Source organism: Cytobacillus kochii (genome assembly GCF_020171845.1).
Lineage (GTDB): Bacteria > Bacillota > Bacilli > Bacillales > Cytobacillaceae > Cytobacillus > Cytobacillus kochii.
The window spans coordinates 96,125-112,037 of record NZ_JAIVAM010000007.1; the positions used below are offsets into that span (position 1 = coordinate 96,125).

Sequence of the window (15,913 nt, forward strand, 5' to 3'; positions counted from 1 at the left end):
TTCTCCCCCCTAACCAGACAAATACTAGTTTTTCATTATGTCATTAACAATTAATTGATAAATCTTTTTAGCGACTTCATTCGTATTATGACGAATTGCCCCTTTTTCAAGGCTAACAATCTCACCCTGTAGCACTTCCAACCCCTGTTCGACTAATCGATCACGGTCATAATAGACAGGCTTCGCTCGTTCCTCTTCATAACGCTCTTGAATATCTTCTGGAATTTCTTCATGATTGACAAGAATCAGATCTAAACATGGCTCAGCCATATGATCAAATATTGCCTGTACGTGGTCACTCGCACGATAGTCCAAAGTTTCCCCTGCCTGCGTCATTAAATTACAGATATACAGTTTTTTTGCATGAGAACGGCACACTTCCTTACCTACAGACGGTACAAGTAGATTAGGAAGTATGCTTGTGTACAGGCTACCAGGACCAATGATAATGAGATCAGCCTCTCGAATAGCTTCAATCGTTTCCGAAAGCGGACTTACCTTCTCAGGAGTCAAAAATACTTTCTTAATCTTCTTGCCAGAGTAAGGGATTTTAGATTCTCCTGATACAATACTTCCATCTTCCATTTCTGCATGTAATACAACACTCTTTTCAGCTGCAGGTAAGACTCTCCCATTCACATTCAATACTTTACTCATCTCTTGAATCGCATGAACAAAGTCGCCAGTAATAGAAGTCATCGCTGCTAGAATCAGATTACCTAAAGAATGACCCGATAATTCATTGGACGTTTTAAAACGATGCTGGAACATTTCTTCTACAAGGGGTTCCACATCTGATAACGCTGCCAAAACATTACGAATATCTCCTGGAGGTGGGATATTTAATTCTTCTCTCAACCTACCAGAGCTACCACCATCATCAGCAACTGTGACAATGGCTGTTAAATCAAGGGGATATTTTTTTAATCCTCTTAATAAAACTGGCAACCCTGTTCCACCGCCAATGATGACGACCCTCGGCTTTCTATTCATGTTGTTTGCCTTCTCCTCTCAATGTCACGGTGAGTGATGCGAGTGTTGTAGTCTTCCTTAAAATGGTTAGCGATATACTCGGTTAGTGCTACTGATCGATGCTGTCCACCCGTACATCCAATCGCGATAACAAGTTGTGATTTTCCTTCACGCTTATAATGCGGGAGCATAAATGCTAGTAAATCCGTGACTTTTTCTAAAAATTTATTTGTTTCGTTCCATTTCAAAACATAGTTAGACACTTCTTCATCCAAGCCTGTCTTCGGACGCATATGCTCAATATAATGCGGATTTGGCAAGAAGCGAACATCAAATACAAGATCGGCATCAATCGGTAATCCATGTTTAAAACCAAATGACATCACATTTACAGTGAAAATAGATTGTTTATTAACAGAAAACTCATGGAGTATTTTTTCTCTTAATTCACGCGGCTTCATATTAGATGTCTTATAGATAATCTGCGCTCTACCCTTTAGATCATCTAATAATTCTCTTTCCAACTTGATGCCTTCCATTGGCAAACCTGATGGCGCTAATGGATGAGAGCGACGCGTTTCTTTATATCTACTTACAAGGGTCGCATCGTCCGCATCAAGAAAAAGAATTTCTGGTGTGACCCATGACGTATCTGCTAAATCATCTAACGCCTTGAAAAGATGCTCAAAAAACTCACGGCCACGTAAATCCATCACAAGCGCAACCTTATTCATCTTATTCCCTGAATCCTTCATCAGTTCAAGAAATTTCGGTAATAAGGTCGGTGGTAAATTATCTACACAAAAAAAGCCTAAATCTTCGAAGCTTTGAATCGCCACTGTTTTACCTGCGCCAGACATCCCCGTAATAATGACCATTTGTGTTTCTTTTGCTGCAACCGAACTCATTTCTCGCTTCCCCCTGTATTCATTTTTAGCTTGGATCTAAGCGGTAACTAATTAATTCAAAGTCAGGTGTATAAGTAAATGTACCGTAAATCATGCGATTGCCATTAATCATATATTCAAGAATATGATGATCTCCTGCAGCCATTGGTAAATCCTTCACTTTGTCCACTTCGACCCATCGCAATTTTCCTTCTTCTGACTCATCTACATTTAATCCGTCCGCATCTGTAGCAAAAAAGGTAAACATCATCCATTCAGAAAGTACTTGATCTCCATCCTTCATAATGAAAGTAAATATCCCTTTTATGTTTGGATTCCTTAAGTAAATCCCTGTTTCTTCTCTATATTCTCTGATACAAGAGTCACGCACCGATTCACCTGGCTCCATCTTTCCGCCCGGTGCAACCCACCATCCTCGGCGTGGCTTTTGTAACAACAATACTTGATCATCTTTTAATAATACGCAGTTTGTGACCCGCTGCATCCTATTCACCTCTTACTTCGTGCCACTCATTATTAGAGAACAGATGAACCTAAATACTCTAATGAATGAAAGCATAGTATTTATCATTATATTATACTATTTTTGTCATAGCGCTACAACGATACAGGTTGAACATGATTCTTCGTCCTAAGCAAATTGCCTAGACTTCTTTATAGTAAGTGTCTATCCATTATTATAATATCCAACCGGTGTGCTACATTCGATCTGTGTAAAAAAGAATTTTGCTTTGCTCTTACTTCTTTTTCTCATTCTGAGTGACGTGCAAATCTCTTTTGCTTCGCTCTCATTCGTGATTTTCATTCTGAGTGACTCGCTAACCCACTTTGCTTCGCTCTCACTTCTTTTTCTCATTCTGAGTGACACGCAAATCACTTTTGCTTCGCTCTCATTCGTGATTTTCATTCTGAGTGACTCGCTAACCCACTTTGCTTCGCTCTCACTTCTTTTTCTCATTCTGAGTGCCGTGCAAATCTCTTTTGCTTCGCTCTCACTTCTTTTTCTCATTCTGAGTGACACGCAATTCACTTTTGCTTCGCTCTCATTCGTGATTTTCATCCTGAGTGACGCACAAATCTCTTTTACTTCGCCCTCATTCGTGATTTTCATTCTGAGTGACTCGCTAACCCACCTTGCTTCGCTCTCATTCGTGATTTCCATTCTGAGTGACTCGCTAACCCACTTTGCTTCGCTCTCACTTCTTTTTCTCATTCTGAGTGCCGTGCAAATCTCTTTTGCTTCGCTCTCATTCGTGATTTTCATTCTGAGTGACGCGCAAACCTCTTTTGCTTCGCTCTCACTTCTTTTTCTCATTCTGAGTGATGCGCAATTTACTTTTACTTCGCCCTCATTCGTGATTTTCATTCTGAGTGACTCGCTAACCCACTTTGCTTCGCTCTCATTCGTGATTTCCATTCTGAGTGACTCGCTAACCCACTTTGCTTCGCTCTCACTTCTTTTTCTCATTCTGAGTGCCGTGCAAATCTCTTTTGCTTCGCTCTCACTCGTGATTTTCATTCTGAGTGACTCGCTAACCCACTTTGCTTCGCTCTCACTTCTTTTTCTCATTCTGAGTGACGTGCAAATCTCTTTTGCTCCGCTCTCATTCGTGATTTTCATTCTGAGTGACTCGCTAACCCACTTTGCTTCGCTCTCATTTCTTTTTCTCATTCTAAGTGACATGCAAATCTCTTTTACTTCGCTCTCATTCGTGATTTCATTCTGAGTGAACCATTTCCTCATTTGCTCAAAAACCAAAAAAAAGAGCACAGGAGCTACCTGTGCTGTAAAAGGAATATATCTTTAAAAGGGGGTCAATTTCTATTATTATCATAACCGAAATTTGTTTCACCCAGGTTACAGTAGAGTTAAAACGAAATGACTTTTTGTAAATGATGAATAAAGTTGGATTATGATCCCCTTTTTCGTTAATTTGTAGCTGTTTTTAGACTTTCTTGCAGCTCTTCAATATAGTGCTGAGCAGCTTGAGCGGCAATGCTACCATCGCCTGTTGCGGTAACGATTTGACGCAATGTTTTTTCACGAATATCTCCAGCAGCGAAGATACCAGGAACATTCGTTTCCATTTGGTCATTGGTTACGATATAGCCTTCTTCATTCGTAATACCAAGGCTTGCAAATGGTTTCGATAGTGGATTCATACCGATGTAAACGAACACGCCATCCGCTTTGAATTCTTTTTCTTCACCTGTTTCTGTTGATACAATCGTGACACTGCCTACTTTTCCGTCCTTATCGTTAACTTCTTTCACTGTATGGTTCCAAATGAAATCAATTTTATCATTATCAAAGGCACGTTGTTGTAAGATTTGTTGTGCACGTAATTTATCACGACGGTGAATGATGGTTACTTTACTTGCAAATCGTGTTAAGTAAACACCTTCTTCAACAGCAGAGTCGCCTCCACCAATAACTACTAGTTCTCTTTCTTTAAAGAATGCACCGTCACAAACCGCGCAATAAGAAACACCGCGGCCGCCTAACTCTTTTTCACCAGGAATACCTAGTTTTTTATATTCTGCACCTGTTGTAATAATAACCGCACGTGCTTTGTATTCTTTAGAACCAGCAATGACTGTTTTATATTCCTTGCCATCGATGATTTCTTTAATATCTCCATATGCATATTCCGCACCAAATTTTTTCGCATGATCGAACATTTTTGTAGAAAGTTCAGGTCCAAGAATATGATCAAATCCTGGATAGTTCTCCACTTCTTCTGTATTCGCCATTTGTCCGCCTGGTACCCCGCGTTCAAGCATTAATGTTGATAAATTTGCACGAGATGTATATACTGCCGCGGTCATTCCTGCTGGACCTGCTCCTGCAATAATGACATCGTAAATTTTTTCTTCAGCCATCATTCCCACTCCTTTGTCTTGAAGCCTTCTGTTCTATTATGACCTTCTTGGTTTTATCCTATAAAATTTATAGGAAAACGTCCAAGTTTTTGCTCAACGAAGGTATTCATTCAATAATCGCAAATATTTTCTTAAAGTTGATGTAGAGATTCCGAAATTTTTTGCGATTGTTGCTTGTGATACAGTCTCATTTCTTAGCTTATGCCAAGAGTAAGTGATTGCACCGGCATATGCATGAGGGTTTTTAATCGTCACCCCAGCTTGGGTTAACTGTAAATACGCAGAAAACCACATTAAATACAAACTTGCTTCTTTTGCCCCAACAGGTGAGTAATTTTCATAAAGCAATCCAGCTATATCATGTGCTGTAGACGTATCTTGAGATGCCTCACCAAATTTTAGATAAGCTACATAATCCCTCTCTAACGCAGAGAACTTCCTATTTCCTTTTAAACGGTCAGATTCTAATAATTGTTCCTTTTTACCTGAAACTGCTGTTAAAAACAAGGCAAACAATCGTTCTTCTGGATAGTCACTATCTAGCCTTTGTTGAATAGAAGAAACATGATCTTCGAACCCTTGAGCACTTTTTGACGTATCGCTCCAAGGCTCCAATCCTTCTTTTTCCGGATTTAATTCAACAGCCCTTCTCCACGCCACTTGAGCCACTGACTCTTTACCAGTATGATAGGCAGCGTATGCGAGCCAGTAGTAAAAAGAAGCGTCCCCGTTAAACCCTAGTTTATAGAGACGACCGAGCCATGCATATGCTTTATCATATTCCCCTATAAGTGCTAACGTTGCCCCTAATTTAAATTGATGCTCAACAGAGATGGGATGTACTTTTAATAAAGCATCCTTTAGCGCTCGCACCTCTTTAAAGTCGTTTTCGTAAAAAGCAAAAACAAGCTTATTACAAAGGGCATGCAAATTCCCCGGATTGTCTTTAAATACTTGTTTCAACACATCCGAGGCTTTATCTGTTTCGCCTAGATAAAAATAAGCTAGGGCTAGATTATTATAAGCCGACCAATATTCTGGGTACTCTTCAATGACACCATTGAGTAGTTCCACAGCTTTTGGAAAATAACCGGTCTCAAGTAACTCCCTTGCTTGTTCCTGTTTGACCATTAAGTCGTCCTGCTCATATAGATGTTCGTTTAGATCGTCATCCTCTAACGTAAGGAGCTCCAACAACTCTTCTGTATCTTCAACAAACTCGCCTTCTGGATCTAGTTCTATATATAATGTAGCATGATGGTATGCGTCTTTGAAAAAACCTAAATGTGCATAGTTATTAGCTAAAAAATAGTGACACTCAACCATCTCTTCATCTAATTCCTCTAATATTAATCGGAGTAGCTGATTGGAATCTTGATATTCTCCCATTTCGGCATGCACCACTGCCAACTGACAAACAATCATCGGTTCGCCTGGCTCTAAATGCATCGCACGTTGGAGGTACTTCTTCGCTCTATGAAAATCCCTGCGGTGGTAAGCTTTAATGCCTTTTGAAAAATAATACTCACCCGTAGGGATAAATGATAAAATTTTTCCTTTATGATCTCTTGCTTTAGAGTCTTTACGCATGGAATCCTCCATAAAATATATTAACTAATTGAGTATAACATACGAATAATCGCTCGAGAAGGGGGTGACAAGATAAGGAAAAAAGTGAAGATAGCATGATTATCTAACTCAGCTTAAAAAATCAACACTTTCAAAAATGTGACTATTTTATGATTTTTTTATTAAGAAAGTGTAACATGCTAATAAAGCGCACGGATTTCTCGAACATCACTCTTTAGTTAGCATTCATATAAATTGAACGAGAAGGTAATAAGAGTACAGAATAAGTTTTGTATGTGCATATCATTGACGGTAGTTAACAAGGTATATCTTGATAATAATTTAAAAGTGGAAAAGTACGATTTGATCGTACTCCTTGCCCGATTAAACTAATCTTAAAAAATCGTGCACTCAAAAAAGACAATTTCTACTTACAGAAATCGTCCCATTCAACCATTTATGAAACTGGCTTTTTCTCTTCATGCCTTTTATTCAAGACGTTTAATACTTCGGCAAATGGCAGTTCTTGTTCACGTAAAAGCACCATTAAATGGTAAAGTAAATCAGCAGATTCCCATTTTAGTTCTTCACGATCACGATTTTTAGCTGCGATGATTACTTCTGCTGATTCTTCGCCGACTTTCTTCAATATTTTGTCGACACCACTCTCGAATAAATAGGTCGTATAAGCTCCTTCGGGACGTGCATGCTCGCGCTCAGCAATAACTTCTTCCAACCGTTTTAGAATTTGATAATCTGCAATTACAGCTTTTTCTTTCCCCGTATAAATCGTTTCATGAAAACAGCTAATTTCGCCTTTATGGCAGGCAACACCATTTGGTAAGACCTGTACTAAAATAGCATCCTGATCACAATCCCACTTCATTTCTACGACCTTTTGCGTGTGACCACTGGTTTCCCCTTTATGCCAAAGTTCATTGCGTGAACGGCTGAAAAACCAAGTTTCCCCTGTTTCAATCGTCTTTGCTAAAGATTCTTTATTCATGTACGCAAGCGTTAGGACTTCTTTCGTTTCACTATCTTGGATAATTGCTGGCACAAGGCCTTGATCATTAAATTGCACTTGATCAATCATCTTACATACACTCCCTTATCTTTTATATATGCCTTCACTTCTGCGACGGAAGTTTCTTTATAATGAAAAATAGAAGCAGCTAGGGCTGCATCTGCCTTCCCTTCAAGGAATATATCAGAAAAATGACTAGCTCCCCCTGCTCCTCCTGAAGCAATGACAGGAACGGTTACTGCCGTACTTACAGCTTTTGTTAAGGCAATATCAAAGCCTTTCTTTTCACCATCACAGTCCATGCTTGTGAGAAGAATTTCACCAGCACCTCTTCGCACGGCTTCTTTAACCCACTCAAGCACTTTCCACTCTGTTTTTACTCTTCCACCATGTGTATACACAACCCATGTACCGCAATCTTGATCGTACTTAGCATCTACAGCGACAACCATACATTGTGCCCCGAAGAATTCAGCACCTTCTGTAATTAACTCTGGCCGATTGACAGCTGCGGTATTTAATGAAACTTTATCTGCACCCGCTCGAAGAAGCTTCTTCATATCATCAAGTGTATGAATACCACCACCAACTGTAAAAGGGATGGCTAGTTCTGCCGCTACTGCTTGAACAACATCAACCATTGTTTTTCTTCCCTCATGTGAAGCAGAGATATCAAGAAATACAAGCTCATCTGCTCCTTGCTCGTCATAAAAACGTGCTAATTCCACTGGGTCACCTGCATCTCTTAATTGAACAAATTGGATACCCTTTACGACCCTTCCTTCTTTTACATCGAGACAAGGAATAATTCGTTTAGTAAGCACGAAAAGGCCCCCCTTCCAATGCTTCCTTCACAGTAAAACGCCCCTCATAGATGGCTTTACCGACAATAGCTCCAGGAATACCTGCTTGGTTAATTAATTTGAGATCAGCAAGAGAACTGACTCCACCAGAAGCAATGACCTCTTTTCCTGTCGCTTGTGCTAATTGGACAGTTGCTGTAATATTCGGCCCAGATAACGTACCATCTGTAGCAATATCTGTAAAAATAAACGTTTCAGCACCGACGTCCGCGAATTGTTTGCCCACCTCAACAGCTGTTGCTTGTGATGTATTCAACCAGCCATTTGTTGCAACAAAACCGTCTTTAGCATCTAGACCAATTACAATACGCTCTTTATACTTCCTAATCATTTCAATAGCAAATTTAGGGTTTGAAATGGCTACACTGCCGATAATTACTCTTGATACCCCAGCATCTAGATAAAAATGTATATCTTCCTCGGTCCGAATACCGCCACCAATTTGGATATTTGCATTTAACTTCTTTGCTGCTTGAATGACATAACGATCGTTCTCCGGCTTTCCGGCTTTTGCTCCGTCGAGGTCCACCATATGCACCCAGCTAGCCCCATCTTCTACAAAGGTTTTTGCCATATCAAAAGGAGAGTCCCCGTATACCGTTTCCTTATCGTAGTCGCCTTGTAATAAACGAACACATTTCCCGCCCCGCATATCAATCGCAGGATAGATGGTCAGACTCATTTTACACTCACCCCTTCTGATACAAGCACTGTAAAGTTTTCTAAGATTTTCATGCCAGTCATACTGCTTTTTTCCGGATGAAATTGAGTACCAAAGACATTATTTTTTCCTACAACTGCTGGGACACAAACATCATATAAGCTATCGGCCAAAATAATTTCATCTGTCTCTGTTGTTACATAATAAGAATGAACAAAATATGCAAATCCCTCTTCGACATCCTTTAAAATCGCTGATTGTCGTCGTAACTGTAATAAGTTCCAGCCCATATGTGGGACTTTATACATTTCACCTTGAGTTGTTACACCAGGTATTTTCACAACCGTTCCAGGAAGCAATCCCAATCCACGGCATCCACCGTTTTCTTCACTTGCTTCAAACAGTAATTGCATCCCTAGGCAAATGCCTAATATTGGTTTACCACTAGCCGCATAGTCTCTGAGGACATCTGCTATACCCGTCTCATTTAAAAGTCGCATGGCATCACTAATGGCTCCAACTCCAGGGACAATCACACCATCGGCTAAAAGGATCTCATCCTTTTTATTTGTAATCAGATAAGGTTCGCCTAACCTTTCCAGTGCTTTACTGACACTGAATAAATTCCCCATTCCATAATCAATGATCGCAATCATTTATAACATCCCTTTCGTGGAAGGAATGCCTTTTATTCTTGGATCAATCGTTGTTGCTTCATCTAAGGCTCGACCAAGTGCCTTAAAGACTGCTTCAATCATATGATGGGTATTCTGACCATAGTGAACGATCACATGAAGATTCATTCTCGCCTCAAGGGCGAATTTCCATAAGAATTCATGCACTAGTTCGGTATCAAATGTACCTACCTTTTGATTAGGAAAGATAGCACGCATTTCTAAATGTGGTCGATTACTTAAGTCGACAACCACTTGTGCTAGTGCTTCATCCATCGGAACAAAGGCATTGCCGTATCTTTTAATTCCTCTTTTTTCACCAAGGCTCTCTCGCAATGCCTGTCCGAGACAAATCCCTATGTCCTCTGTCGTGTGGTGATCATCAATTTCGACATCGCCTTTTGCATCAATCGTTAAATCGAATTGCCCATGCTTAGCAAATAAATCAAGCATATGTGTCATAAAAGGAACGCCTGTCTCCAAATCACTTGTTCCTTCTCCATCAATATTGAGTGATAGTTGAATTTCTGTTTCATTAGTCTTTCTTCGCAACTCAGCCGTTCTTGTCATTTCCCTTCTTTCCTTTCACTTTGGAGTCTTTTTTCAATCGATCTTGCATGAGCTTCTAAACCTTCTAGTCTTGCAAATGAAGCGATTTTTTCCGCATTTGCTGTAAATCTACTTTCACTGTAGTAAATAATGCTCGATTTTTTTCGAAAATCATCCACATTCAACGGGCTTGAAAATCTTGCTGTGCCGTTAGTTGGTAAGACATGATTAGGACCAGCAAAATAATCACCAACAGGCTCAGGGCTATATCTACCTAAGAATATTGCACCCGCATGGCGGATAGCTCCTAAAAGTGATAATGGATTGACTGTTAAAACCTCCAAATGTTCAGGAGCAATTGTATTAATCACTGCAATCGATTCTTCTATCGTCTCTGTCACATAAATACGACCAAATTGTTGAATCGATTGGCTGGCAATATCGTATTTTGGTAGAGTAGCTAACTGTTCTTCCACCTCGATGGCAACTTCGTTAGCGAGTTGTTCGCTATTCGTAACAAGGATGCTACAAGCCATTTCATCATGTTCTGCTTGTGATAATAAGTCTGCTGCTACTTCGGTTGGAATTGCTGAGTCATCAGCAAGAATAGCAATTTCACTTGGTCCAGCAATCATATCGATATCGACCTCACCATACACTTCTCTCTTCGCCAATGCGACGTAAATATTACCTGGGCCTGTTATTTTATCCACTGGTGCGATTGTCTCTGTACCATAGGCAAGTGCAGCTACCGCTTGAGCTCCACCTACTTTATATATATCTGTTACCCCGGCAATATTCGCTGCAACAAGGACAGCAGATGGTATTTTTCCTGTTTTGCGCTCTACAGGAGAAACCATCACAATTCTTTCTACTCCTGCTACTTTTGCCGGCAAAACATTCATTAACACAGAAGATGGATAAGCCGCTTTTCCACCAGGCACGTATACACCAACAGAATCAATCGGCGTTATTTTTTGTCCGAGCAAGGTGCCATCGACTTCAGTCGTCATCCATGAATTTTGCAATTGCTTCATATGATAGTTTCTTATATTTTCTGCTGCTTCTTTTATAATTGAAATGGTTTCCTTAGATAATTCTCTATAAGCTTGGTCTATTTCTGCTGCTTTCACTTGATAATCATCTAATAGAATCCCATCAAATTTTTCTGTATAACGAATGATCGCTTGATCACCTTCTTGACGTACAGCTGCTATGATTTCCTTTACTGTTTGCCTTTGTTCTTCTGTCCCACCGTCAATGGAACGCTTGATAGAAAGGTCGTTTGTTACTTTTAATATGTCCACTTACTTAACCACCTTTTCCTGCTCGATCACTTCTGTCAGTCTCTCAACCACATCACTTATACGTGCGTCTTTCATGCGGTAACTAACCGGATTGACGATGAGCCTTGATGTAATATTGACGATGTCTTCATATTCTATTAATCCATTTTCTTTTAATGTTCTTCCTGTAGAAACAATATCAACAATACGATCAGCTAAACCAATAAGCGGTGCCAATTCAATCGAACCGTTTAATTTAATAATCTCGACTTGCTCACCTTGTTCACGGAAATAAGCCGCTGCTACATTCGGGTATTTCGTAGCGATTTTCGGTGCGACATCATTCATTTGCGTATGAGGCAAGCCAGCAACAGCTAAATAGCAAGCACTAATCTGTAAATCAAGCAATTCATATACATCACGTTCTTCTTCAAGCATGACATCTTTCCCGGCTATTCCAAGATCGGCAACACCATATTCCACATATGTTGGCACATCCATCGGTTTAGCTAAAATAAAGCGGAAACACTCTTCAGGTACATCGATAATTAATTTCCGCGAATCATCGAATTCAGGAGGCAACTCGAAGCCAGCCATTCTCAACATCTCCGCTGCCTCAGTAAAAATTCTTCCTTTTGGCATCGCAACTGTTAACCAATCCTTCATCGCGACCCCTCCTTCTGTTTACCAACTAAATAAGTGATATCTTCATAAAGTGCTGAACAAGCATCAATATCTTCTACGCCATTAATATCTTGCAAAACGACTTTCTTCCCTTCAAGTCGTTGCTGTTCAGCTAACATAAAAGCTTCTTTTCTTCTTTCTAAACTAAACACAATACAGGAAAGAGGTGGTTGTTCAAATGGTTTGTCTAACGATTCAAGTAAATGATCTAATCGAATGGCAAAGCCAGTTGCACTTTTGGCTTTCCCAAACTTTTCTAGTAATAAATCATACCGCCCACCGCTGCCAATTGGAAAACCAACATTACCTGCATACACTTCATAAACAATACCTGTGTAATAACTCATATGACTGACTAATGTTAGGTCCAATTTTATGAGGGCATCCTGTTGATAGTCAGCTATAATTCCCCATAAGGTTTTCAATTCATTTAACGCTTCGACGCCTGCATTGCACTCTAATAGGCCTTCCGCTTCCTTAATGACTTCTGGTCCGCCTCTTAATTTTAGAAACTGTTTTAACCTTTGTTTATCAATAGATGACAATGATAGCTGATCTACATGTACACGATAACCAACATAATTTTTCTCATAGAGGAATCGCATCAATTGCTCCACTCTTTCATCTGTACCGAGTATCTCTTGGAAAAAACTCCTTACAAAGGCAATATGACCAACGGAAATCTGGAACTGCTCCAATCCTGTTTTCATTAGAGCGGAGGATATTAATCCTAAGCACTCTCCATCCGCACTAACTGTTGGATCACCAATACATTCGACACCGATTTGCTCAAATTCTGCCGGCCGTCCACCTTCTCGCTGTTGTGCCCGAAACACATTAGCCGAATAAGCTAAACGCTGTGGCAACTTTTCCTTTAATAACTTAGACGCAGCCACACGAGCAATAGGGGCTGTCATATCTGGTCTTAGTACAAGTGTATGTCCCTCATGATCCAGCAGTTTAAACAATTGTGTATCGAGAATAGCTGAAGCCGTACCAACTGTCTCGTAATATTCCAACGTAGGCGTTTCAATAAATTGATAGCCCCAGCGTTTCATTTCATTGGCCATTGTCACCCGTACTTCTTCTTTCATCATATATAGATTAGGCAATGTATCCCTCATGCCTAAAGGCTTTTCAAACATAAATAACCGACTCAACTCGTTCACCTCATTTTTACTTTAGTTCGCTACCATGCTAATAAATTGAAGTTACTTAGTAGTGTACGCTTCTCACCTCTAAACGTCAACCCTAAACACTTAATTTTGAGAAAAATGAAAGAAATTCACAACAAAGGGATGTAATCTAAAATATTCTAATGGGGATGTAATGATCCCGCTTGTTGCCATAGTCTCAACTTCAGGGCGTTTACGATAATGGAGGGTTCTACTTTTGTTCAACGTCCTTATCTTTAAGGGGCAGGTGTGAGAAAACAAAACAGGAGGAGTGCAAAAGCTCGTTTCATTGCTAAAAAGGGGACGAGGGAGTCAGGTCCTTATTTACGATAATCTAAACGGGCAGTAGGATTTTCTCCTTTGCGCTGTTATCCGCTTCGAGCGACCTCACGAAACTGGTGAATCTTCATGTCATGCGAGGGCATGGCACCTTGGCGCCAAATCTGTCTGTAAAAATCTTTTTACGTACCTCAGTCTTTTTTTCTTGTTAACCTTCATCCGTAACAAAAAAAACATCCGCTGTCCCCCTTTCTTTTCGAAAGTGAAGTTAGCAGATGCTTATGACCGTTGTTCCATTTCTTCTTTTGTAAATATGATTTGCATTGGGTTACCACCTACGAAAGCACCAGCGGGTACGTCTTTATGTACAAGTGTACCAGCGGAAACGATCGCACCATCTCCGATTACTATTCCTGGAAGAATCGTGCAGTTGGCACCAATCATGACTTCGTTACCGATTTCTACAGTTCCCAGACGATATTCTTTAATCAAATATTCATGGGCTAAAATAGTAGTATTGTATCCAATCACACTATTGCGGCCCACACTGATTTTCTCTGGGAACATGACATCGAGCATTACCATAAGCGCAAATGAAGTCTGTTCACCGATTTTCATCCGTAAAAAGGTACGATAAAGCCAGCTTTTCACCCCTAAGAACGGGGTGTAACGTGCCAGCTGAATCACAACAAAGTTCTTTACTACTTTCAAAAAAGGGACCGTTTTATACACATGCCAAAGGGAGTTCGCTCCTTCAACAGGATAGCGTTCGGTTCTCCTCATCTGTTTAATTCCTCTAAAATCGTTAATAAGTCCGGCATTGTTTCTAACATATAGTCAGGATCAAATTGAAGAAGATGATCCCTTCCTTTACTTGACCAAGCAACACCTGCTGTCACCGTACCTGCATTTCTGCCACCTATAATATCATGATGATTATCACCAATCATGATGGCTTCTTGTGGTTCTGAGTCCAATAGTGATAATGCTTTTAAAACAGGCTCAGCATCCGGTTTAGGCTTTTCTACATGATCAAGGGCAACAATCACTTCAAAAAATTCATCCAGCTTTGTTAAGCGTAAACCCTTTTCAACAACGTCTAGCATCTTTGTTGTTACGATGCCCAATTTATAACCCGATTCCTTTAGTGTGCGGACCGTCTCATACACGCCTGAAAACTCTTTCACTAATACATCATGGTTTTCTTTATTAAATGTACGATACATATGAACCATCTCATCCGCACGGTCCCTATCAATTGATGTAAATGTCTCGACTAATGTTGGACCCATAAAAGGTAGTACATCCTGACGCTGATAGCTATCTGGATAATAATGATTTAATGTATGCAAAAATGAAGAGATAATTAGTTCATTCGTATCTATTAACGTTCCATCTAAATCGAATAATATTGTATCAATTTTAGCCATAATACGCTTCCTTTCTCGGTGTTGCTTCAAGCTTCCTCCAAATCATCCCGACAATCATTGTTAAAATCACAGCGACTACGATGCGAATAAGAAGAAGTGGTAACACAGGTATTCCTAAAGGTATAAAGATAAGAGTATCCTCCACAACCGCATGACAAGCTACTAAGAAAATAAACGCTAAAGTGACATCTTTTTGACTAACGCCATCCTCTTCTACTGCTTGAATCATCACACCGGCTCCAAATGCTAAGCCAAACAATAATCCTGATGCTAAAGTTGTCGATGTATTTTCTCTCATCCCTAGCTTTCTTGTTAATGGGGCCATCCATTTAGAAAATACTGCAAGCCATTTACGGTCTTTCATAATCTGTACAATTACCATTAATGGAATGACAATAATCGCTAATTGAAAAATACCGAGACCTGCTTTTTCTACTGCATTCCATACAATCGGCCATATGCCTTCAATCGTTTCTTCGCTTGCTCCAACAAAACCATACTCTGCCATCTCAGAACCGCCATTCCAAACGAGATTAATAATAATCCCCGATAGAAAGGCTAAACCGAGCCGAACAGCGAGCACAATCCATAGTTTAACGCCTACTTTCATGGCTACACTTGTTTCAATCAGTAAGTTATGAGAAAACGAAAGCATGACTGCTAGTATAAATACTTCTTTTACCGTTAAATCCAACGTGAGAATCGCACCAATACCAGCATAAACATTCAAGAAGTTTCCTAAAACTAAAGGAATGGCCGCATCCCCCGATAGACCAAATATTCCCATAATCGGTGCGATTAATTCAATCACCCATGGTAAAACTGGCGTATGTTGCAATAACGCCACAATTAACGTAACAGGAAAGATAATTTTCCCCAATGTCCAAGTCGTCTTAAAACCAACCTTTAATCCTGCTTTAACAGAATGTATCACCTGCTACTCCCCCTCTGCT

The 15,913-nt window shown here is 40.0% G+C and carries 17 protein-coding genes; all 17 read right to left on the reverse strand.

The features are described 5' to 3' along the window. Window positions 1-24 precede the first annotated feature (24 nt). Window positions 25-993: a gluconeogenesis factor YvcK family protein gene (locus LCM23_RS11635; RefSeq protein WP_095371891.1), complete on the reverse strand. Its 969-nt coding sequence runs from the start codon at window positions 991-993 to the stop codon at window positions 25-27. Next, the gene (gene rapZ, locus LCM23_RS11640; protein WP_095371890.1) at window positions 990-1,880 is read right to left on the reverse strand and encodes an RNase adapter RapZ; all 891 of its coding nucleotides are present in this window, start codon (window positions 1,878-1,880) and stop codon (window positions 990-992) included. Before rapZ ends, LCM23_RS11635 begins: the two co-directional genes overlap by 4 nt. A gap of 25 nt (window positions 1,881-1,905) precedes the next feature. Then, entirely contained in the window at window positions 1,906-2,364 is a 459-nt protein-coding gene (locus tag LCM23_RS11645) for an NUDIX hydrolase (protein WP_095371889.1), read from the reverse strand. 183 nt (window positions 2,365-2,547) lie between these two features. Further along, complete coding sequence (locus LCM23_RS11650; RefSeq protein ID WP_224937096.1) at window positions 2,548-3,624, reverse strand: hypothetical protein; 1,077 nt, start codon at window positions 3,622-3,624, stop codon at window positions 2,548-2,550. 185 nt (window positions 3,625-3,809) lie between these two features. Further along, a complete protein-coding gene (gene trxB / locus LCM23_RS11655; RefSeq protein WP_224937097.1) occupies window positions 3,810-4,763 on the reverse strand; it encodes a thioredoxin-disulfide reductase in 954 nt (317 codons plus the stop codon). Between the two features lie 93 nt (window positions 4,764-4,856). Beyond that, on the reverse strand, window positions 4,857-6,353 hold the full coding sequence (locus LCM23_RS11660; protein WP_224937098.1) for a tetratricopeptide repeat protein: 1,497 nt from the start codon (window positions 6,351-6,353) through the stop codon (window positions 4,857-4,859). Window positions 6,354-6,789: 436 nt separating this feature from the next. Beyond that, a complete protein-coding gene (gene hisIE / locus LCM23_RS11665) occupies window positions 6,790-7,428 on the reverse strand; it encodes a bifunctional phosphoribosyl-AMP cyclohydrolase/phosphoribosyl-ATP diphosphatase HisIE (protein WP_224937099.1) in 639 nt (212 codons plus the stop codon). After that, window positions 7,425-8,183, reverse strand: a complete 759-nt coding sequence (gene hisF, locus LCM23_RS11670) for an imidazole glycerol phosphate synthase subunit HisF (RefSeq protein ID WP_224937100.1) — start codon at window positions 8,181-8,183, stop codon at window positions 7,425-7,427. The genes hisIE and hisF overlap by 4 nt, the downstream gene beginning before the upstream one ends. After that, entirely contained in the window at window positions 8,173-8,904 is a 732-nt protein-coding gene (hisA, locus tag LCM23_RS11675; protein ID WP_224937101.1) for a 1-(5-phosphoribosyl)-5-[(5-phosphoribosylamino)methylideneamino]imidazole-4-carboxamide isomerase, read from the reverse strand. The genes hisF and hisA overlap by 11 nt, the downstream gene beginning before the upstream one ends. Then, entirely contained in the window at window positions 8,901-9,539 is a 639-nt protein-coding gene (gene hisH / locus LCM23_RS11680) for an imidazole glycerol phosphate synthase subunit HisH (RefSeq protein ID WP_224937102.1), read from the reverse strand. The genes hisA and hisH overlap by 4 nt, the downstream gene beginning before the upstream one ends. Continuing rightward, window positions 9,540-10,127 carry an imidazoleglycerol-phosphate dehydratase HisB gene (gene hisB, locus LCM23_RS11685; RefSeq protein ID WP_224937103.1) on the reverse strand — a complete coding sequence of 196 codons (588 nt, stop codon included), beginning with the start codon at window positions 10,125-10,127 and terminating at the stop codon, window positions 9,540-9,542. Beyond that, the gene (gene hisD / locus LCM23_RS11690; RefSeq protein WP_224937104.1) at window positions 10,124-11,413 is read right to left on the reverse strand and encodes a histidinol dehydrogenase; all 1,290 of its coding nucleotides are present in this window, start codon (window positions 11,411-11,413) and stop codon (window positions 10,124-10,126) included. Before hisD ends, hisB begins: the two co-directional genes overlap by 4 nt. After that, window positions 11,414-12,058: an ATP phosphoribosyltransferase gene (gene hisG / locus LCM23_RS11695; protein ID WP_224937105.1), complete on the reverse strand. Its 645-nt coding sequence runs from the start codon at window positions 12,056-12,058 to the stop codon at window positions 11,414-11,416. Next, window positions 12,055-13,236 carry an ATP phosphoribosyltransferase regulatory subunit gene (locus LCM23_RS11700; protein ID WP_224937106.1) on the reverse strand — a complete coding sequence of 394 codons (1,182 nt, stop codon included), beginning with the start codon at window positions 13,234-13,236 and terminating at the stop codon, window positions 12,055-12,057. The genes hisG and LCM23_RS11700 overlap by 4 nt, the downstream gene beginning before the upstream one ends. Window positions 13,237-13,809: 573 nt before the next feature. Then, window positions 13,810-14,313 carry an acyltransferase gene (locus tag LCM23_RS11705; protein ID WP_224937107.1) on the reverse strand — a complete coding sequence of 168 codons (504 nt, stop codon included), beginning with the start codon at window positions 14,311-14,313 and terminating at the stop codon, window positions 13,810-13,812. Further along, on the reverse strand, window positions 14,310-14,960 hold the full coding sequence (gene ppaX / locus LCM23_RS11710) for a pyrophosphatase PpaX (RefSeq protein ID WP_224937108.1): 651 nt from the start codon (window positions 14,958-14,960) through the stop codon (window positions 14,310-14,312). The genes LCM23_RS11705 and ppaX overlap by 4 nt, the downstream gene beginning before the upstream one ends. Beyond that, window positions 14,953-15,891: a nucleoside recognition domain-containing protein gene (locus LCM23_RS11715; protein WP_224937302.1), complete on the reverse strand. Its 939-nt coding sequence runs from the start codon at window positions 15,889-15,891 to the stop codon at window positions 14,953-14,955. Before LCM23_RS11715 ends, ppaX begins: the two co-directional genes overlap by 8 nt. Window positions 15,892-15,913: the final 22 nt, after the last annotated feature.